The following is a 19,798-nucleotide window of genomic DNA, read 5'->3' on the forward strand; positions in this document are numbered from 1 at the left end:
TTGGGAATATGGAGTATGTGGACATTGAAAAGGAGCTAATTCCGTATCGGTTTGACGTCGACATTGCCGAAGAGACCTATACCTTTGAGGTCCATTACAATGCAGAACACGACTTTTTTACGGTGGATCTTGAACAAGATACCGAAGTGCTGGCGGTCGGGGCCAAACTGGTCTATGGTGTGCCGCTTTTTGGAGACATCCAGGATTCCCGGTTCCCAGCCTATCCGCTGCTGCCGCTGGATTTATCTGGGGAGAGCCAGGCGGTCACCTGGGCCACATTGTCTGAGCGCGTATTTTTGTATGTGATAGATGAGGGGGCGGTGAGCGATGGCTAACTTCGGTCGTGTGGTGGAGGTCATGGTGGCCGGGATGACTTTTTCCATGGATAAGTTCAACATAGAAGGTTCTGTCCCTTTTGATGATGATACGCTGCCGAATGAATCCGAGATTAAAATCTGGAACCTGACGGCCGAGACGATTAATAAAATCAAGCGTGGGGATACGCTGATGGTGAATGCCGGGTACGTCGGAGATGTGGGGGTCATTCTGCATGGGTTTGTTTCAGCCGTACGCAGTCGCCGCGAAGGCGTAGACAAGGTAACGACCATCTATGTCATCGATAGTGAGGACTTGAGCAAGCGCACCCTGAAAGACGTCAGTTATAAAGAGGGGACGTTGGCCAGTTACATTATCAAAGACATGGCCGGGCAGATCGGTTTACCCATTGCTCAGTTTGAGCTAGTACGAGATTACCGGTATACGGACGGGTACACGGCATCCGGTGAGGTAACCGGCATTATCGCCAAAGTGGCAGAGGACTGTAAAACGGCCGTGTATATCAATAAAGGCCGCTTATATATTCGCAACCTCAAGCGTGGAGCTGACAACCGGTTCAAGCTATCTGCAGCAACGGGGTTAATTGGGGTGCCAGAATACCAGGAGGATGACGAATCCAAGGGCTATCAAATTACCTCGCAGCTGCAGTACCGAATTACAACCGCATCCGTGGTGGACCTGACGAGTGAAACCTTCACAGGCCGTTTGTATGTTCGCAGCGGTGCGCACACGTTCTCAAGAACCGGAGATTTCACCACGGCAATGGAGACGGTTCTATGAGCCGGAACGACCCAGCGGGGACGCTGGCCCGGCTCCTTCAGGGGCATACGGGTATGCAGTCGGGCGGTATTCATGTTGCGGCCATCTGCCGCGTGCTGTCCTTTGATTCATCGACCTGCAGGGCAACGGTACAGCCGCTGATTCGCAGCGGTAAAGACGATCCGGCCCCGATTACAAATGTGCCTGCAGTCGGACACCGGTATTCAGTCAATGGCGGAGCTGAGCAGGTATATAAGCCCGTCCTTCATGCAGGGGATGTGGTAATGGTGGTGTATGCTGATCAAGAGATTAAAAACGGATTGGCCGGACAAGTGGCCAGCCCGGACAGCTTGCGCCAGCATGATAAAAATGATGCGGTGATTGTTGGGATTTTCCCTGGATCACTGTAGGAGGGGAAGCGATGCAATCATTACGGTTATCTGCAGGGGATTTGGTCCTAGACGGGGATGATCTTGTCATGGTGGATGGAGCTGCAGAACAGGCCCAATGTGTTCGGATTACATTGGGAACAAACAAAGAGGAATGGTTTCTAGATCCTGACTTGGGGATTCGTTTTGAAACCTTTTTAGGCAAAGGGCTCAGCCAGGAAGAAATGATAGAGGAACTGCGCCAAGGTATTCACCAATTGGATTTTATTGATACGGTGGATGAGATTTCAATCAACCAAGATTCGAAAACCCGCAAGCAGCTCATCTCGTTCACGGCAACCACCACAGATGGCGAAACATTGAATCAGGAGGTGGAACTAGATGGCATTGGATCGAACGGGGTTTAAGCGTGAACGCTTCGAAGATGTGTTTTCCAGCATGGAAGAAAAGGCGCGTGAAGCCTTCGGGGAAACCATTAATACCTCGGCCCGGTCACCGCTGGGTATTATTTTGCGGATCGTGGCCTGGGTGATAGCCCGGCTTTGGCAGGATACGGAGGACGTATATAACAGCGCCTACGTTAATACAGCGGAAGGGACCAGCCTGGACCGATTAGGACCGTATGTAGGCGTAACACGAATCATGAATCAATATGCCGTTGGAAAAGTGGAGCTAACCGGAACGCCGGGATATATTGTGCAGGCCGGGTTTCGGGTGGCTGCAGGGGAACGGTATTTTGAAACGGATGACCTTGTTACGATCGGCAGCAATGGAAAGGTCATGGCTAATATCACAGCGATTGAACCAGGGCAGACGGGCAATGTTGCTGCAGGATGGATAACGGATATCGTGAATCCGAATGCCGATGTTACAGCCGTTACGAACCCGGCTGCAACCGGGGGCGGGCGTGAGAAGGAAACCGACCAAGAGTTTCGGGACCGCTTTTCCCTTTCCGTTGCTTCCGGGGGTTCAGGTACCGTGGATAGCATTCGCGGGGTTCTTTTATCGGTTCCGGGCGTACGTGCTGCAGCTGTTATTGAAAATACGGCCAGTACACCGGATGCAGAGGGAAGACCGGGGAAGTCGTTTGAAGCGTATGTTTTGGGCGGGCAACCGGAGGATATCGGGGCCGCAATCTTTATCAAAAAAGCAGCTGGTATTGAACCTTATGGAACAGAGCGTGTTACGGTGACGGACCTGGCGGGTAATCCGCATGAGGTCCGTTTTTCGTATGCCCGCATAAAGCCGGTGATGCTTCGGGTAACGGTAACTAAAAATAGCAGCTACCCCCTTGAAGGCGTGGCCATGATGAAGACGGCCATGATTAAATACATTGGCGGTGAGGATGCGGATGGCCAGTTATATTCCGGGCTTTCCATGGGGGCGCCTGTCATTCATGCGCGCTTGGTGGCCACCGCTTTAACTATCCCTGGCGTAGATGATGCTACTGTGGAGATTTCCACGGATGCCGGTGTGACATGGCATGAGGGCAACGTGCCCATCTTGCGTCAATCCGTGGCCCAGGTGGATGCCGACTCTATAACGGTGGTGGAATCATGATTAAAGAATTATTATCCCGCCTAACGGACGTGTACCGCAAGGATACCCAAAGCAATATAGGAAAGCTGATGGCTATCTTTGCTCATGAACTGGAACGCCTGAAGGCCACGCAGCAGCGTGTCAAGGCATGGCGTGACATTGACTCGGCCGAAGGGACCACGCTGGACCGGATCGGGGCCAATGTCGTGCAATCGCGCGGCGTGGCCACCGATGAAATTTACCGGATCTTGATCAAGTCCAAGATTGCCCGGAATCTTTCCCAGGGGGACATTAATACGATTATCCGGGTATTGTCGACGGCGCTAAATGTACCGCCGTCTGAAATCAAGATTGCCGAAAAATACAATGATCCGAGCGATCCTGAACCTGCCGCGATTAGCATTATTCAGCTGCCGCTTGCGCGAATTAATGCCGTGGGGATGAGTGCTTACCAGTTCGCACGCATCGTACAGCGGACCGTTGCAGCTGGTGTGCGGGTGGGCATAATCGAGCTTACAGGTACCTTTGCGTTTTCATCGTTGCAGGATGAAATTGAAGTTGATGACAAGGCCGGGTTTAGTGATCTAACCGGGAGTATTGGTGGTTATTTGGGTGCCGTTTATGATCCAGCAGACCATGTTGATTTACCGATTTAGGGAGGGATACCATGAGTTTCAATGAAAAGTTGCCCGATTGGGGTAACCCGGGTACTGAGCCGCCAGCGAGTAAAAAGCAAGCTGGTTTTTTACCTAGTGAGAAGCCCCCGGCCGATTGGTTTAATTGGCTGTTTAACCGTGCTTACAAAGTCCTAGAAGAAATCAGAAGTAAAGTGGAGCTTCTCGGCAATAAAGGGAAGCCGGGTGGATATGCCGGTTTAGATAATACCGGTAAAATCCCGCCTGAATTGTTACCTGATGGACAAGAAATCGTCCTGCCGGACGCTTCCCTAACCGAAAAGGGGATTGTGCAGCTCTCCAATGCTACAAATGGTATTAGGGAGAATGTTGCACCGACAGAAAAGGCTTTAGGTGAGGTGATGAAAGAAGCACTGGCGGGAAAGCAGCTTGGAGTTGAGCAAAAAGCGAATCTGGTTGCCGTGCTCAACTCCAAAGGGATAACGGCATCCACAAATGAATCATGGGCGCAGCTTATCTCAAAGCTGTCAGACCCGAATATAGTAAACGCCAGCGATGCTACTTTACCCGAACTTCATAGCGGATTAAGCGTGCATATGATTCAAGACTATGTTGCTTATGGCAAAGACGGGAAGAGGTTGGTGGGGACAGTACCTGATATCACTGGTACCACGGAAATACCACTTAGCGACATTCAGAATCCACAAGCGCAGCCAAGTTTTAGGTTTCCAGTACCTTACGGAGCATATCGAAGCTCTGGTAGCAGTAACTACATGCGGGTGAATGTTCCAGCACTCATCCCAGGTAATTTACCAAAAGACGTTACTCTCTTTAATGTTAAGGGGATTCTTGAACGCATGACCACAGCCGAAAAGCAAGCCATCGTCAATTCGATAATAGCGAAGGGTGTGGCGGCTTCTGTGGATGATACCAATACGGTATTAGCGAATAAGATTACTCAAATTAATACAGGTAGAAAGTGGGCGGCGGGTCAAATCGACGTCGTTAGAACAACCGGTTCCGGCAGTGTCGCTGGTTTGGGTTTTACACCGAGAAATATTATATTATCCATGGCCAGTTGGGGAGGAGCACAAAATGGATATGTGATGGTCTATAGCGCAGACGCTCCTACTAACGGCCAGCCACTCAACCGATTGTTTGGGCTCGATAATGGTGCTGATGGTACCCCTTTTGTTAATATCGGTAGTGGATTTTTTAGCGTCCAAACGTCACTTGGCCGAGGTGGGATTTACAACTATTTTGCAACGGAGTGAGGAGGGATAATATGAATCTGATTGGACGAAAAATCTATTATGATAAAGCCACTGGAAATGTGATCGTTGATACGAAAGAGCATTCAGGTTTCGTTTTAAAAAAAACAAAAGAGCAAGATTTTGAGACATATGTCCAGCTTTCTGAAAGAAATCCCGAAACGGTCGGCTTACTTGAACTTGAATACGGACAATTTGCTGCGGACTTCGATGATGTCCTTGCAAAAAAGGGGGATTACCGAGTCAATCCAGAAACCAGCGAGTTAGAGTTTTGGTATCCTGATCCGAACGATCAGGAGCAGCCGCCTGTATTCCAGAGGCCATTGTCTCAAGAGATAGAGGAACTGAAGCAAGAAAACATTTTGCTGAAAGCACAAAACAGTGCTTTGACAGAAAGAACGGAATTCATTGAGGATGTCATCGCGGAGATGGCCACACAGGTTTACCAGTGATACGCCGGTTCCTTTACTGGATACTCTGGAAAGGAGGTGGAGGCGATATGATGGCGATGTTTTTTGCTCAACGTGTAATCCTGGACAAGACGAAGTTCAGCGAGGTACCCACATCCCTGCAGCCAGGCGTTCGCGATATCTTGGTTGATAGCGGCTTGGAATTCCTGATCGAAGAATAGTTTCACCAGCAGCGCCGCAAGGCGTATTTTTTATGCCCCTGGGTGGTCCGGGGGCATCCATTATTATTAGGGGGAATTCAAGTGGATAAATGGAAAGCAATCTTCAGCACTGCCGGGGCCTTCTTGGTCCCGGTTTTTGATTTTATGTATGGCGATGAGGACGCCGTGATCTCCATTATGACGGCTTTGCTCTTTTTCGTTATCATGGATTGGTTGTCCGGCGTTCGCGCTTCCAAGCGCGATAATACGTATGGCAGCCGGTATGGCCTGGATGGAGTGGCAAGAACATTCTTTATTTTGTTGCTACCAGCTGGCGGGCATCTCTTGGATGTTGTCTTCAACTTGCCTGGCATTATCTTTGGCGCGCTGGCCATCGGCACGCTGTATCATGTGGTGCAAAGTATGACGGCCAACTCGATACGTGCAGGTTGGGGTGACTGGCTACCGCTGCCGGTCCTAAACGCGATTATCGATTGGGTGAAATCGGAGCTGGATAAAAAGATTCAACGTGCCGAGTCACGGAAAGGGGGAACCACGAAATGAAAAAGGTATGGATCGATGGCGGTCACGGCGGTAAAGACCCAGGAGCAGGCGCTAACTGGCTTCAAGAAAAGAATATTGTTCTAACTCTTGCGCTCGAAATTAAAAAACAACTGGAACGTGATTACGATGGAGTACAGGTAGAACTCTCTCGGTCAACGGATGTCTTCCTGGAGCTCAAAGAGCGGACCGACACGGCCAACAAAGCTGGGGCGGATCTGTTGGTTTCCATACATTGTAACGCAGGCGGTGGCGCTGGGGGCTTTGAGTCCTTCCGGTATACTAATGCTTCAGCTGCTTCACGATCCCTGCAAAACGTGCTCCACACCGAGATCATGGCAGCACTTAAGCCATATAACGTAATTGATCGGGGTCAGAAGGCAGCGAACCTGCACATGTGCCGTGAATCTAAGATGCCGGCCGTCCTGACAGAAAACCTGTTTATCGATGTGGCAACAGATGCAGCCAAATTGAAGCGACATGAAGTCATTGAAGCTTTAATTGATGGACATGTAAAAGGGATAGCTAAGTATCTCGGGCTGAAGAATAAAGAGGGTGCAGTTACGGTGAGCGACAAGGTGAATGTAATGGTGGACGGCAAGAAGATCAAAGACGGTAAGCTAGTGGACGGAGTGACCTATGTACCTCTCCGAGCTGTGAGTGAGGCCCTGGGGACGAAAATAGGCTGGGATAACAAGACCAAGACGGCTACGATTACAACAAAATGAGTAGTGTTTACAAATCGTCCCAATTGAATTAAAATGAATACAATATCAACGGTATGCACCGTGATGCAATCCGATGGAATCGGTAGAAGGAACCTCGTTGGCTTAGGCTGGCGGGGTTCTTTTTTTGTCTACATGGATATTCGGCCTGACATTGCAAAGATTTGAATAGTTCTGCATATAACTACCGATTAGAAAAAGACCCTTCCAGCATCAAAGCCGGTAGGGTCTTTTTGTCGCGAATTCCAAGATGGAATTCACCACTTAACAATTAGGATGCTTAACGTCACCAAACTGATTACAATAGATGCCACACTCAATGCCATGGTTGTTTTATACATCTTGGTAAGGTTCATACGGTCAGCTCCTTGTGTTATAATTAAGGAAAGAAGAACAACACCTGATATTTCACCATCCCTGACGGGAAGCCCCTTCGGGGCTCCCTTTCAGGGTGTCTGATTAGTCGACCAGAGCGGTGATGAGGTTGATGATTGAACCAGCTAAGCCAATGGTTGCACCCATTAGCATGAGCTTTGCGATTCTTTCATCTCGTTGTTCTTCTTTCCTTGTTTTTCTCATCCTTGTTCACCTCCTTTATATATCTAATTATATACGAAATTCGTATAATAGTCAACGAATTTCGTATAAATTATTCTAATATCGTTTACATTAAACGATAATCGTATATAATAATGATGAGGTGATTAGAATGTTCAAGCTCAAGCTGGACAGAATACTATTTGAAAAGAGAATGAATGCGAATCAATTATCTGAAATGACCGGAATTCGCTATCCTACAATTCTGGATATGGTCAAGAACAAATCAAAAGCATGGTCCCCTGATAATTTAGATAAGGTATATAAGGCACTCGAATTAACTAGCATTAATGAATTAATCGAATACGTGAATGAAGAAGCCACCGAGGCATAGAGCGCGGTGGCTTTTTTTTACATTGATAAAAGAACATTAGTTCGCATATAATACAAACAAATGTTCTGGTTTTGATCGAAGGAGGAATACGCGTGAAATCATCCAAACGTGTAATCATGCTTGGTGACTGCCAATCCTTTTATGCCTCAGTTGAAAAGGCCGAACACCCTGAATATAAGGATCGGCCTTTGGTAGTTGCAGGAGATCCGGAACGCCGTTCAGGAATTGTATTGGCAGCCTGCCCACTTGCAAAAGCGAAAGGAATCACTACAGCTGAACGACTTGGGGAAGCAGTGGCAAAGTGTCCGGATCTCGTTGTGATTAAGCCACGGATGCAGCGATACATTGACGTATCCATGCTAATAACGGACATTTACAAGCAGTACACCGACCTGGTTGAGCCGTACAGTATTGATGAGCAATTTCTAGATGTAACCGGCTCGATGCATTTGTTTGCGGACACTCCTGAAGAGATGGCCCGAATTATTCAGACCCACGTTCAGGCAACCACAGGCGTTTATACTCGCTTCGGAATTGCCGAAACCAAGATCCTCGCCAAAACCGCCTGCGACAATTATGCGAAAAAGAATCCATCCGGTATTTACACGTTGACCAAGGAAATGCTCCCAGAAACGCTTTGGAAACGGCCTGTTAGCGACATGTTTATGGCAGGAAGCCGGATGACAAGACATTTTACTACTATGGGCCTCCCAACAATTGGTCACGTCGCACAGACCCCGTTGGGCAAGCTCAAACAAATGATGCGGCGGAAGTTTGGAAAGAACTCCGACATCAATGCCGAAATGTATTGGCGGATCGCTAACGGAATCGATGACAGCCCCGTGCGGCCGGGAACTCACCAAGTCGCCCCTAAATCTGTCGGTCACATGATGACATTGCCGCGGGATTACGGCACCATTGAAGAGATTAAGGTAGTGCTACTGGAGCTCACGGAGCTGGTATGCCAGCGTTGTCGGGCCTTAGGGTTTGCGGGCTATGTAGTATCGGTTGGGTGCATGGGAGCGGACTTTGATCGCCCCACCGGCTTCTCCAGGCAAATGAAGATGGAGGACCCGTCTAACATCACCATGCAAGTATACCGCTGGGCCTGCAAGTTGCTGGAAGAGCATTGGGATGGGATGCCGATCCGGAGGGTGGGCATTAGTGTGACGCAGCTCACTCCCGATAACGAATACCAGATGTCACTGTTTGATACTGGCCGTGAGAAACAAATGGCATTAGAACGGACAACAGATGCTCTAAAAAACAAATACGGAAATTCAATTGTGATTCGGGCGGTCTCAATGACGGCAGCGGGTCAAGCGCTCGATCGATCGGCTAAGATAGGAGGTCATTATAAATGACAACAACACGTAAGAAGCTTGAGGGTAACGGCCTCTGGGAGTCCAGCCGTATGATGCTTCCGGAACATAAGGAGACAATAATTCGCAGGCAGCTAGAAGAGGGAAGGAAGGATAAGCCAGTTCTTGATCCGCAGGAAATGGAATTGATTGAACAGGCGCTGGCCGAATCATTTCATACGCACCGTACAATCAAATTGCGTTTATTCGATGAATATGAGGACCAGGAACTGACAGGCACAGTATCCACAATTCATACGTATCGACGTGAAATCAAGCTGGCGACCGGTGTAGGCGAATGGGAATGGATCAAGATCGATGACATTGTTTCGGCAAATTGATGCTCTCGAAATGAGAACTCCTTTTGATCAGGCTAATTTTTAAAAATCCCAAGCGCTTGTGATTTTAAAGATTAGCCCTGCTGAATAGAAAGAAAAAACACCCTACTAACCTTAATTGGTCGGTGGGGTGTTTTTTATTTTATTCTAAATTATCTATCGCGTATTGCGCTTCTTCCTTAGTAAATTTTTCACCGTATTCAGAAATCAATTGATCGTAAATAGCATCATCTGACATATTCATAGATTCTGCATACTGTTTCGCTTTTATTAATGCATTTTCTTTCCAATCGAATACAATGTTATCGATAGCATATTGAGCGGCTTCCTTAGGGAAATTCTCTCCATATTCTGAAGTCAATTGATCGTAAATGCCTGCCTTTGACATACTCATAGCTTCCGCATACTGTTCCGCTTTTTTTAATGCCGATTTATGTTCCCTTGGGACATCATCTTCTTTTGGTTCTTCTTTTGGTTCTTCCTTAGGCTCTTCCTTAGGTTCCTCTTTCGGCTCTTCTTTAACATCCTCTTTGACACTAGTTTGTTCAACATTTTTTGCTGTGGTATCAGGCTCAGCAACTACTTCCTTGTCCGGCGCTGCTTGTTTTGGTTCTTCTGAATTTCCAAGGTTACCTAAGACTCCAACCACAATAACAATAAGTACCCAGAACCACCATTTCTTATAAAGCGGCTTCTTCAAAACGTTCTTCCCCCAATTCTGTGATAATATGACAATCAATAGTCTATCAGAACTAGGAAAATATTTCTAGGACTTTAAAACTATTAAATCGTAGTCAGTAAATCAATCAGAAAATTGGTTAGAACCTATGCCGGTACTTTCAGAAATGAATATTAATGACAACAAGACTGGTTCCGTTCTAGAACGGGGATGTAGCTATTAAGAACACGCTCATTTCTTGTTGGTTAATGACTAACTATGTACACTAAGTCTAGTTCTATAGTAATATATTGGAAGAGTATACTAGTTGGGGTGGTTAAAATGGATCCAAAAGATATTGAACAATATATGATTCCTTCAAAAGATAAAGAAAAAGAGATGTGGGAGAACTGTATTTTTGTTTTTGATACATCGGCGCTTCTACAATTTTATTACTTCCCAAAAACTTCCCAACAAGAGATTTTTGATAGTACTTTCAATAAGTTAATTGGGAGATTATGGATACCGGGGCATGTCAATTTTGAGTATCTTAAAAACAGGGATAATACTCTAAAGAAACCAATTGAAGAAAAATATAAGAAATTGGAAACAGAGCATATAAGAACGATTGAAAACAATATAAAAGAAATTAAAAACAAAATGAACGACTTTATTAATCATACAAAAAATACTGACGCTCACCCTTATATTATAAATAATGAGATCTCAATCGATTTTGAGAAGGTGTGCAATGAGTTGGAAACTCGTTTCTCTAAATTCAAAACTGAGGTTGAAAGTGAGTTTAAGAAGAGAGAAGAAGAGATCAATGCTTTTGCTGAGCAAGATACTGTTTTAGAAGCGTTCAATACATATTTTGAAGTAGGTAAGGAGTATGACTATACTAAGATACTTGAGATAGTATCGGAAGGTGAAGTTAGATATAGAAATCAAATCCCACCAGGATTTAAAGATGGTTCGGAAAAGGAAGGAACACAAAAATATGGTGATCTGATAATTTGGAAACAAATTATCGATTTTGCAACGATTAGAGGAAAAACGATTATTTTTATTACAAATGATGTGAAACCAGATTGGTGTTACAGCTACAAGAGGAGTAACGAGATAAGGATTGAGCGACCTAAGGAAGATTTAATCAGAGAGATTAGAGATTCAGCTAAAGTTGATTTTTGGATGTACACATTCTCGCAGTTTTTATATGTTGCTAAGGAAATATTAGATACTAAAATTGATCAACAAGTTATTAATGAGGCAGCAAAACCTAAGTCAGATGTATACATGAACAAATACATTAGGTTTGATGGTTTTTATAGAGCATATAGTCTAACTGATGACGTAGTTGAACATGATTTTGATGAAGAAAGTGAATACGAGTCCATAAGTGCATATTATGATTATTGTTTTTACGAAGATGGAACCGTAGACATGATTAATTCAGAGGGATCGCTAGATAGTGGTCAATATAAATTATCAAGTAATGGTAGGATTGAAATAGAGGTGAAAACACATACGTATGATATAACTATAAAGGGGAGAATCAGTAAAAGTAAAATCATATTGACATGGGATAATGGTAGCTATTCTGGAAGTGAAAGCGGCAATTTTATTAAAAACAAAGCTAAAGTTTCATAAAAAGAGTTTTTTGTTTTAACTATAATTTATTAATACAATTAATTGGGTTTTATAAAATTTACCACCATCACTGATTACACCATCAAGGTATAATCTTTTGAGAGGTGGTTTTATGTTTATATCCCCAATGTTACTTGAAACGGCACATAGCCCTTTCAGTCATTCAAACTATATTTTTGAACCTAAGATAGATGGTCACAGGCTTTTGTTTTCACAACAAAAGGGAAGCATTCGGTTATACACCCGACATGAGACAGATTGTACAAGGCAGTATCCTGAACTTCTTTTTCCTTTTGACGATGACATCATACTGGATGGTGAAGTAGCTTGTACTGATCTAGCGACCGGCACCATAGATTTTGAAATGGTCATGAACCGGTTTCAAACTAAGAAGGCAGAAAAGATAAAGGAACTAACAACTATTCAACCGGTCACGTATGTAGTATTTGATATTTTGCAGTATAAAGGTAAGGACTTACGGAAAATGCCACTTATGATGCGTAAAGAAATCTTGAGTGGCATCCAGATGCCGAACAAGCACTTTGGAGTGATACCATTCATTGAAGCTGATGGCGAGGCTTTATTTACTCAAATGGAAGCTCAAGAGCTCGAAGGGATGGTCGGGAAAAAGCAAAACAGCATTTATGAAAGTCGCCGATCTGCTTCATGGCAAAAGGTCATAAACTGGACTTATGCTGAAGTGTTTATCACAGGGTACCGCAAAGACGAGTTCGGATGGATTACTTCAGTCGTCACAGAATCTGGGCGGTTTCGGCCAACCGGTATTATAGAACTTGGTGTGCCGCCAAAAGCAAAGAATGCATTTTACGGAGTTAGTAAAACCTTGGTGACTTCTGAGGATAAGAACTTCGTTTATCTAGAACCTCGGATTAGAGTTAGGGTAAAGACGCGTAATTGGACTAAAAAAGGAATGCTTCGATCACCAGTATTTGTAGAATTTATAATAACTACTTCATGAGTAGTCGCTTTAGCAAATCAAGAAGAACAGACCGATTATCTGGTCTGTTCTTCTGCAATTATTTTCTATTAGTTTTGAATAAGATGTTGCCCCCAAAATGTCCCCCTGATTGCCCCCAAACTTAAAATAAAGGATACAAAGGTATGAAAAGCTTGAAATCTAAAGCCGTGATAAACGCGCTATATAATGAAGGAAAAAATTTATTTGAAAGCTTTGGCCATAAACAGAACGCAAGTTCACCAATGGGAACGCGATCAGTACATTACAATGTATTAATAGAGGAATCCCCGCTGCCAAGTGGCAGCGGGGATTTTTTAATGCAAACATGATTTCAGCATTTAAAAATCATTAGTAAACAGCATGAATTGTGAGTCGGTATGGATTTAATATATTGAAGCCCATGTTCCCGTATACCATAACATAGTAATTAGGGATGGTACCGTCGCTTTTTAATCCCGGTACACTAACGCCGGCGACACCGTTTATTGCATAGGAGCGAGCAACTTCAGTATATCCATTTTGGCCAGGCACTTTTTCGTAGACTGCAAAGTTATAATTAAAGTAAGAGTCAGGCGAATATAGACTGATATTATAGGAACTTGCGTTATTAGTCGGCAAGTGCCAGAAATCAAGATCGCCCATGCTGCTAATATATCCATAGTTCGTACCGTTGTCCCATTCATACAACACTGCAGTGTCAGCAGATTCATAATTATCGTTGGGTTCACTTTCATAATTCGTCAGTGCCTGAATAGTGGCTGTATCTGAATCAGGGTTCGGGCTTGGGGAATTTGCAAAGGCAGAATGAGCAGTAGCAAGAATTAATACCGTTGCGATAAATGTTGCTATGGATAATTTCTTCATTTAACTACCTCCCAAAAAACAGTTTAGGTTGGCCAACTTCCTAAATAATACCATTAAATATTAGAGATTGTAAGTTAAATATGTTAAATAGTGTCTTTATATCTACATTTTAGCGCAAATGAAAGATCGGGTTGTTTATACTTTATAGAATAGACTCTTCCCTTACCTACGGGAGATTCTTTTTTATTTTACGAAAAAAGGAACCTTTGCTCGCTTCCATGACTCTAATTAGATGAGGTGAATCGGTTGGAGCTCGAATACTTAAAGCAGATGACGGTCATGGACAGCCAGACGCTGGATAAAATCATGAATGAATATGGAAACGATGTGTGGAATTATGCGTATTTTTTGACCAAACAGCATGCCTTGGCAGACGATATTGCACAAGAAGCCTTTATTAAGGCCTATTACGGCATACATACCTTTCGCGGTCAGGCGACGCTGAAAACGTGGCTGCTTACGATCACGCGACATACGGCGTTCCGGTACAAACAGGCTTTTTTCTTTCGGAAAGTCATCCTTAAAGACAAGCTTACCGCCAGTTCGTCAAGCCGGTCAGCGGAAGCGGAATATTTGGACGAGCAGTATACGGATGAAATATGGGCAATGATTATGACTTTGCCGAGCAAGCTTAGGGAAGTATTGGTCCTGGACCTATACTATGAAATGCCGATGCATGAGATTGCGAAGCTGCTTCATATTGCGACAGGCACTGTAAAATCCAGATTGCATCGGGCCAGGAAAAAAGTACAAAAACTAATGAAGGAGAAGAACGATGAGTGAGGATAAACCAGACTGGTACAACCGTGCTAAAAAAGCTCCTTTTTCAAATGAAAAGTTCACGTCCGAAATGAAAAAAAACGTGCATAGGTCCGTGATTTTCACCGACAGCAAACCTAAACGTCGAAAGTACTTACAAGTTGGATTAGCTGGCGGGTTCATGCTTCTGATTATTTTATTTGCCTTTCAATTGCCTTATGGCAGGGACGAACAACAGAGAGCAGGGACTATGCCCCCTACTAAGGAGGAGACAATCCGGGCACAAGGCGTAACGGATGAAGGACTGTTAAACGTTATTGCAGTTGGACAGGAAAAAATAACGACATTGGGTGCACCGAGCTGCTTCGGTATCGAAACGGATCGGTCGTTTACCGGAAACTACAGCGTGCAGTATAGTACTAACCAAGTTACAAATGAAGTCACTACGCTGGAGGGGCTTACATTTATTCAACCGACATCTGCTCCGGTTGATATGATTCGCCTGCCGTTTCAAGATGCCGATGTATTTATACTCGCACCGCAATATAGGGACTGTCATGGCATACAAATCTATGCGTTCGCCGTAGAGCATGAAACGGGTAATGCCGTTCAGCTCCGATTTCAGGATGAGTCCTTGGCATCCTACTTTTCATATTATAGACCAGGTACGGCTCCCGAGGTGAAGGAGAATAAACTTGTTCTGCAGTCTACGGAGGGACCGGGAGGCGAAGGTTCGCCGGATTATAAACCTAAGCGGATGTATCGACTGGATCTTAAGCAAGGCGTTATGGTGTTGGCAAACTAGTCAGGATTATCTTCCATTATCTATATACAAAAAGCGAAGAGGTTACCATCCAAATAAGGAAGGTAACCTCTTATTCATAATTCTATGGAATTAGTGTACGTCCCTGAAGAGACCGATCACTTTCCCGAGAATCGTAACATGGTTCAAGCGCAGCGGCTCATAGGTAGGATTCTCCGGCTGCAATCGTACATGATCCTTCTCCTTATAGAAGGTCTTCACGGTTGCTTCATCTTCTTCTGTCATTGCAACGACAATGTCACCATTGTCCGCGGTTTGCTGCTGGCGAACGATGACGTAGTCACCGCTGTGAATACCGGCTTCAATCATACTGTCGCCGACTACGGACAACATGAACACTTTATCGTCGCCCACGTAATGCTGAGGGAGCGGGAAATAGTCTTCAATGTTCTCCATGGCCGTAATCGGCACGCCTGCTGTGACTTTCCCGACGACAGGCACTCTGGCTATGGTGTGCGTAAACAGATTCGCGCTCTCGGATTCTTCTTGGCCAAGCAGCTCGATCGCTCTTGGTTTCGTAGGGTCACGGCGGATCAGGCCTTTCTTCTCCAAACGGTCCAGATGACCATGGACCGTAGAACTGGAAGCTAGTCCGACAGCCTCGCCGATTTCCCGGACAGAAGGCGGGTAACCCTTGCTACGAACTTCGTTGCGGATAAACTCTAAGATCGCCAGCTGGCGGCTGGATATTTTCGACATGCCGTATCAACCCCATTTAGTAACGTTTGGGAAAATTATAACATAGAACTACCGTTCGTACAAACATAAGTTCTAAAATAAAATAGAACAAATGTTCTTTTGGGTATTGAATCAAACAAGTGTTCGTGTTAAGATGAATCCATAAGAGAACACTTGTTTGGGAGATGATGATTCCATGTTGAAATACAGTACATACCGCAGCATTTATGAGAACGTTCCGGTGGTAACAGAACAATCATCGAAGAATTGGGGCATTTACTTGAAATCGAAGATAGCTTCGATCCCTTTGAATAAACTGTTGTTCACCCTGCTAATTGTGGCCATCTTTTGGACAGGTGCATATTCCGTTTTTGCCGGTGGGACAGAGAAGCCGACTGGAGAGAAGCAGGTGATCGTTCAATATGGCGATAGCTTGTGGCGAATTGCTTCCCTTCACAAACCTGCGGATATGGATACACGCGTATATCTGGATAGCATACGAAGAATGAACGGATTGAAGGGTCCGGACATACAGGCTGGGGAAGTGCTGTCATTGCCGGTTTGGTGATTTGACGTTGCTTCAACCAATAGGCATTCATACTCCATATAATCACCACATACGGCTGGTTACTTCCTGTTTAATGACACATCATATTCTGCTTGTCAGATTGAATCATTTACGCGTAATAGCGCGTTTACAATAGATAACTATAGATTTCCTCCCCATAGACGGTATTCGTTTATGCGCATCATATATTCCTATTTGTTCTGAGAAGAGTTTGCAAGGGCTCAGTTGCCTTGACAAGCTCTTTTTCACATGTTTAAGTTATACATGATATCGAAATTGGAGGAGAAGTCATGGACATCGATACTTTGGTAGAACGCATCAATGTATTAGCAAGAAAGAAGAAGAATGAAGGGCTGACCGAGGAGGAGCTCAAAGAACGGGCCGAGCTTCGGGAAATATACCTTAACAATATTCGCAGTAACTTTAGACAACAGCTGGAATCGATTGAATGGGTTGATGAAAACGAACAAAAAGGCGGCCCGCGATTAAAGCACTAGTCGATAACCGTTCAAGGATATATATTTAGAGGATCCGTGAACAGATCGAAGGATAGCATAATACTACTTGGGGTACCGGCCATTCGGATAATCGATTACGGTTACCCCAAGTTTATATGGTTTATAAACATTTTGATTATGAGTTCAGGGGGAACCAAATGTCACGTTCATGGGAAAGAAAAGTCAGCAAAAATATGTCGCAACTTAACAAACAGCGCAAAAAGCAGGGATTGACCTCGTATCAAGGGTCTGCGATTAATGATAAGCATGACGTGTTTAAGGGACGTAAGTATGTACTTCCGTTAGTGCTTGTTGCATTGGCCGGTTTGTATGCGCTTCTCGGAACGGCAACTTCACAGGCAGCCGGCGGAAGCAATGATGTATTGAATTGGGTTGGCGTCAGCTTGTATATCCTGTTGGCGCTCATGATATTTCTCCGCAAGCCTTATTTGAAGATTGAACGGGCCTCCGTGTCGACCATGAAGTTCAACCGGGAACGCCGTCTGGCCGTATCGGATATCGAGAAGATCAAATTGGCTTCGGGTTCCGTCGTGATCCAAGGCAAGGGAAAAGCAGGCAACTGGGTGTTCTCACGAATGATGAATCTTTACGATACCAAAGCCATGGGCGAAAGATTGGAAGAGTTTGCAAAGACTCATCAAATTCCAGTGGAGCACAACTAACCCGATAGAGTAGATCACAATGTATATGAGGAGTGGGAGAGAAATGCCGATTGCTGCGGTTTTGTTTGATTTGGACGATACGTTGTTGTGGGATGAACGCAGTGTAGAAGAAGCGTTTGAAGTGACATGCCAAGCCGGAGCGGCGGAGACCGGCGTTGATGCCGGCGCGCTTTTGGCCGCGGTGCGTGAAGAAGCAAGAGCATTGTATGAATCCTATGATACTTTTGCTTTTACCAAAATGATCGGGATCAATCCGTTTGAAGGCTTGTGGGCTAATTTTACGGCTGGATCCCAGCCCGAATTCCGAAAGCTGCAAGAATTGGCTCCCGTATACCGCAAGGAATCCTGGCGTCGCGGACTTCATCGCCTTGGCGTTGATAATGAAGCGTTGGCGGAGACGTTGGCAGCGCAATTTGCTGCGGAACGCAGAACAAGACCTTACGTATATGAAGAAACCTTTGAAGTGCTGAAGGGATTACAGGGTAACGTGAAGCTGCTACTTCTAACGAACGGAAGTCCGGATTTGCAGCAGGAGAAGCTTGATGGCGTTCCGGAACTGGTCCCTTATTTTGACCACATTATTATCTCGGGTGATTTCGGCAAAGGCAAGCCGGATGTTTCCATATTCAAGCATGCACTTGATCTGTTAGGCGTCGAAGCGGATCAGGCCGTGATGGTGGGAGATAAGCTGACCACAGATATTAAAGGCGGGAATGCCGCAGGACTGCATACGGTTTGGATCAATCGGGTAGACCGGCCTCATGATCCGGCCATTCAGCCGAAGTTTGAGATCAAACATTTATCCGAGCTGCATGCTATTGTGGCGTCCTTATAAATGACGTGATCAAGAGTTCACGACTATTCTACAAGATCTATTAGCGAGATATATTAGCGTACATAGGAACAGTCCTGCCAGCATCTGATGCGATTCGGGGCTGTTTTTTTGTTGGTTGCCATGTTTGAAAGGAAAGAGGCTGTTGGCAGTGACAAACGTCACACAATTGTAAGCTGCATGAGATAGAAGTTAAAGAATAATGCGATATAATGAATTAGGAAAATGACGCTGTTTGGAATGGACCATTACGTGAATAAATCATACATAGCATGAATTCGTAAAAGAGGTGGTTGGATGACCAGGAAAAAGATGGCCTTTATTGCAGCCATGGTGTTGATGGCGGTTGCGCTTGCCGCATGCAATGACAGCAAGGCGGCGCCCAGTGATGATGTGATGGCGGAGCCGATTATCGTAGAGCTCTCTCTGACGCCAGAGAGCATTAAGGCAGGCGAGAAAGTGTTGATCGAAGCGAAGGTAACACAAGCAGGCAGCCCGGTCGAAGATGCAAACGACGTGGAATTCGAAGTGACGCTGGAAGGCGGAGGCGTTCAGGCAAAGGTTCCGGTTAAGCATGATCAAGGCGGGGTCTACAAAATGGAGAAAACCTTCGAGGAAGCAGGAACCTATCGCATCGTTTCCCATGTCACGGCTAGAGGGCAGCACTCCATGCCGCTGAAGGAATTGACGGTAACCGAGTAATACACAATACACAGCCAATAAATAAGGCAGCGCATCCATCCGTTGGGCGGATCATGCGCTGCCTTATTCCATTTTCCTATTCAGTCAACCGCTTAAGGCTTATTGAAATTGGGGATCTTCTACCGGAGTAGCTACCCAGCCGTTCTCTTCAATAAAGAGACGAACCGCGATGATCTGCTTGTTCTCCATCAGCGTGAAGAAATGAGGCGTGTTTTCCGGTACGGAGATAACGTCGCCCGGCTCAAGCTCTACGTTAAAGTAACCGACATCGTCGGAGCCTTTAATAATGAAGATCCCTTTGCCGCCAACGATCGCACGGATTTCGTCTTCCGAGTGGGTGTGAACTTCTTCGAATTTTTTAAGCAGGTCCTCTATATTGGGCGTGGACTCGGAAAGCGTGATGACATCCCAGATTTTGTAGCCGCGTCTTGCAGCCAGGTCGCGAATTTCTTCGTCAAAAATGTCCAAAATGCGCTGCTTATCTTCATCACTCAGCTTGAAATTTTCTTGAAGATCTGCCGGGAGTTTATCCATATTCCAATGCTCATAAACAACCTCTTGGTTATTCAGGAATTCCCGAACATTTTCTTCCCCAGTAATGCGTTCGTTCGTGTTGCGAATCACGATTTCTGCCATAGCTTTAACCCTCT

At 45.2% G+C, this 19,798-nt stretch carries 28 protein-coding genes; 24 read left to right on the forward strand and 4 right to left on the reverse strand.

Translation table 11 applies throughout. The features are described 5' to 3' along the window. The first annotated feature begins 8 nt into the window (after positions 1-8). From MHI43_RS12100 to MHI43_RS12165, 14 genes are all read left to right on the forward strand, one after another. Positions 9-335: a hypothetical protein gene (locus tag MHI43_RS12100; protein WP_036665673.1), complete on the forward strand. Its 327-nt coding sequence runs from the start codon at positions 9-11 to the stop codon at positions 333-335. Then, the gene (locus MHI43_RS12105; RefSeq protein ID WP_036665420.1) at positions 328-1,116 is read left to right on the forward strand and encodes a hypothetical protein; all 789 of its coding nucleotides are present in this window, start codon (positions 328-330) and stop codon (positions 1,114-1,116) included. The genes MHI43_RS12100 and MHI43_RS12105 overlap by 8 nt, the downstream gene beginning before the upstream one ends. Further along, positions 1,113-1,505 (forward strand): Gp138 family membrane-puncturing spike protein, encoded by a 393-nt coding sequence (locus MHI43_RS12110; RefSeq protein WP_051425414.1) that lies wholly within the window; start codon positions 1,113-1,115, stop codon positions 1,503-1,505. The genes MHI43_RS12105 and MHI43_RS12110 overlap by 4 nt, the downstream gene beginning before the upstream one ends. An 11-nt stretch (positions 1,506-1,516) precedes the next feature. Continuing rightward, positions 1,517-1,891, forward strand: coding sequence for a hypothetical protein (locus MHI43_RS12115; RefSeq protein WP_036665419.1), 375 nt, complete (start codon positions 1,517-1,519; stop codon positions 1,889-1,891). After that, positions 1,866-3,044 (forward strand): baseplate J/gp47 family protein, encoded by a 1,179-nt coding sequence (locus MHI43_RS12120; RefSeq protein ID WP_036665417.1) that lies wholly within the window; start codon positions 1,866-1,868, stop codon positions 3,042-3,044. Before MHI43_RS12115 ends, MHI43_RS12120 begins: the two co-directional genes overlap by 26 nt. Next, entirely contained in the window at positions 3,041-3,679 is a 639-nt protein-coding gene (locus MHI43_RS12125; RefSeq protein ID WP_036665414.1) for a hypothetical protein, read from the forward strand. Before MHI43_RS12120 ends, MHI43_RS12125 begins: the two co-directional genes overlap by 4 nt. Before the next feature lie 11 nt (positions 3,680-3,690). Next, positions 3,691-4,932: a phage tail protein gene (locus tag MHI43_RS12130; RefSeq protein ID WP_036665412.1), complete on the forward strand. Its 1,242-nt coding sequence runs from the start codon at positions 3,691-3,693 to the stop codon at positions 4,930-4,932. A gap of 11 nt (positions 4,933-4,943) precedes the next feature. After that, positions 4,944-5,381 (forward strand): hypothetical protein, encoded by a 438-nt coding sequence (locus tag MHI43_RS12135; protein WP_036665410.1) that lies wholly within the window; start codon positions 4,944-4,946, stop codon positions 5,379-5,381. A 47-nt stretch (positions 5,382-5,428) separates the two neighbouring features. Beyond that, positions 5,429-5,560: a hypothetical protein gene (locus MHI43_RS12140; protein WP_265576992.1), complete on the forward strand. Its 132-nt coding sequence runs from the start codon at positions 5,429-5,431 to the stop codon at positions 5,558-5,560. Between the two features lie 81 nt (positions 5,561-5,641). Beyond that, positions 5,642-6,103 (forward strand): phage holin family protein, encoded by a 462-nt coding sequence (locus MHI43_RS12145; RefSeq protein WP_036665408.1) that lies wholly within the window; start codon positions 5,642-5,644, stop codon positions 6,101-6,103. Further along, positions 6,100-6,828 (forward strand): N-acetylmuramoyl-L-alanine amidase, encoded by a 729-nt coding sequence (locus MHI43_RS12150; RefSeq protein WP_036665407.1) that lies wholly within the window; start codon positions 6,100-6,102, stop codon positions 6,826-6,828. Before MHI43_RS12145 ends, MHI43_RS12150 begins: the two co-directional genes overlap by 4 nt. Before the next feature lie 706 nt (positions 6,829-7,534). Then, positions 7,535-7,756, forward strand: coding sequence for a helix-turn-helix transcriptional regulator (locus tag MHI43_RS12155; protein ID WP_036665406.1), 222 nt, complete (start codon positions 7,535-7,537; stop codon positions 7,754-7,756). Positions 7,757-7,848: 92 nt separating this feature from the next. Then, complete coding sequence (locus MHI43_RS12160; protein ID WP_081746355.1) at positions 7,849-9,120, forward strand: DNA polymerase IV; 1,272 nt, start codon at positions 7,849-7,851, stop codon at positions 9,118-9,120. After that, positions 9,117-9,458, forward strand: a complete 342-nt coding sequence (locus MHI43_RS12165; RefSeq protein ID WP_036665405.1) for a YolD-like family protein — start codon at positions 9,117-9,119, stop codon at positions 9,456-9,458. Before MHI43_RS12160 ends, MHI43_RS12165 begins: the two co-directional genes overlap by 4 nt. Before the next feature lie 139 nt (positions 9,459-9,597). Here the strand turns inward: MHI43_RS12165 and MHI43_RS12170 are convergent, their stop codons facing one another. Further along, positions 9,598-10,155 (reverse strand): Ltp family lipoprotein, encoded by a 558-nt coding sequence (locus MHI43_RS12170; protein ID WP_235201889.1) that lies wholly within the window; start codon positions 10,153-10,155, stop codon positions 9,598-9,600. 300 nt (positions 10,156-10,455) lie between these two features. Between MHI43_RS12170 and MHI43_RS12175 the strand changes: the two genes are divergently transcribed. The 3 genes from MHI43_RS12175 to MHI43_RS12185 all read left to right on the forward strand — a co-directional run bounded on the left by MHI43_RS12175 (position 10,456) and on the right by MHI43_RS12185 (position 13,071). Beyond that, a complete protein-coding gene (locus tag MHI43_RS12175) occupies positions 10,456-11,763 on the forward strand; it encodes a PIN-like domain-containing protein (protein ID WP_036665404.1) in 1,308 nt (435 codons plus the stop codon). Positions 11,764-11,875: 112 nt separating this feature from the next. Then, positions 11,876-12,742, forward strand: coding sequence for an ATP-dependent DNA ligase (locus tag MHI43_RS12180; RefSeq protein WP_036665403.1), 867 nt, complete (start codon positions 11,876-11,878; stop codon positions 12,740-12,742). Positions 12,743-12,885: 143 nt separating this feature from the next. After that, a complete protein-coding gene (locus MHI43_RS12185; protein WP_155989915.1) occupies positions 12,886-13,071 on the forward strand; it encodes a hypothetical protein in 186 nt (61 codons plus the stop codon). 19 nt (positions 13,072-13,090) lie between these two features. Here the strand turns inward: MHI43_RS12185 and MHI43_RS12190 are convergent, their stop codons facing one another. Beyond that, positions 13,091-13,606 carry a hypothetical protein gene (locus MHI43_RS12190; protein WP_015734666.1) on the reverse strand — a complete coding sequence of 172 codons (516 nt, stop codon included), beginning with the start codon at positions 13,604-13,606 and terminating at the stop codon, positions 13,091-13,093. A gap of 246 nt (positions 13,607-13,852) precedes the next feature. Here MHI43_RS12190 and MHI43_RS12195 point away from each other — a divergent pair, with 246 nt between their 5' ends. Together MHI43_RS12195 and MHI43_RS12200 are read left to right on the forward strand one after the other, a co-directional pair. Next, entirely contained in the window at positions 13,853-14,389 is a 537-nt protein-coding gene (locus tag MHI43_RS12195; RefSeq protein ID WP_015734667.1) for an RNA polymerase sigma factor, read from the forward strand. Then, positions 14,382-15,170, forward strand: coding sequence for a hypothetical protein (locus MHI43_RS12200; protein WP_036665401.1), 789 nt, complete (start codon positions 14,382-14,384; stop codon positions 15,168-15,170). Before MHI43_RS12195 ends, MHI43_RS12200 begins: the two co-directional genes overlap by 8 nt. Positions 15,171-15,260: 90 nt before the next feature. On the opposite strand, the gene lexA is transcribed toward MHI43_RS12200, so the two are convergent. Beyond that, positions 15,261-15,887, reverse strand: a complete 627-nt coding sequence (gene lexA / locus MHI43_RS12205; protein ID WP_009596010.1) for a transcriptional repressor LexA — start codon at positions 15,885-15,887, stop codon at positions 15,261-15,263. A gap of 175 nt (positions 15,888-16,062) precedes the next feature. Here lexA and MHI43_RS12210 point away from each other — a divergent pair, with 175 nt between their 5' ends. The 5 genes from MHI43_RS12210 to MHI43_RS12230 all read left to right on the forward strand — a co-directional run bounded on the left by MHI43_RS12210 (position 16,063) and on the right by MHI43_RS12230 (position 19,148). Next, positions 16,063-16,434 (forward strand): LysM peptidoglycan-binding domain-containing protein, encoded by a 372-nt coding sequence (locus MHI43_RS12210; RefSeq protein ID WP_015734669.1) that lies wholly within the window; start codon positions 16,063-16,065, stop codon positions 16,432-16,434. Between the two features lie 290 nt (positions 16,435-16,724). Beyond that, positions 16,725-16,931 (forward strand): DUF896 domain-containing protein, encoded by a 207-nt coding sequence (locus tag MHI43_RS12215; RefSeq protein WP_015734670.1) that lies wholly within the window; start codon positions 16,725-16,727, stop codon positions 16,929-16,931. 158 nt (positions 16,932-17,089) lie between these two features. Then, a complete protein-coding gene (locus MHI43_RS12220; RefSeq protein ID WP_009596012.1) occupies positions 17,090-17,614 on the forward strand; it encodes a hypothetical protein in 525 nt (174 codons plus the stop codon). A 43-nt stretch (positions 17,615-17,657) separates the two neighbouring features. Next, positions 17,658-18,449 (forward strand): HAD family hydrolase, encoded by a 792-nt coding sequence (locus MHI43_RS12225; protein ID WP_036665400.1) that lies wholly within the window; start codon positions 17,658-17,660, stop codon positions 18,447-18,449. A 294-nt stretch (positions 18,450-18,743) separates the two neighbouring features. After that, positions 18,744-19,148 (forward strand): FixH family protein, encoded by a 405-nt coding sequence (locus MHI43_RS12230; RefSeq protein WP_015734672.1) that lies wholly within the window; start codon positions 18,744-18,746, stop codon positions 19,146-19,148. A 99-nt stretch (positions 19,149-19,247) separates the two neighbouring features. Here the strand turns inward: MHI43_RS12230 and MHI43_RS12235 are convergent, their stop codons facing one another. Then, positions 19,248-19,784, reverse strand: a complete 537-nt coding sequence (locus MHI43_RS12235) for a cupin domain-containing protein (protein WP_015734673.1) — start codon at positions 19,782-19,784, stop codon at positions 19,248-19,250. Positions 19,785-19,798 lie beyond the last annotated feature (14 nt).

Origin of the sequence: Paenibacillus sp. FSL H8-0457 (assembly GCF_038051935.1) — a bacterium.
Classification (GTDB): Bacteria; Bacillota; Bacilli; order Paenibacillales; family Paenibacillaceae; genus Paenibacillus_AQ; species Paenibacillus_AQ lautus_A.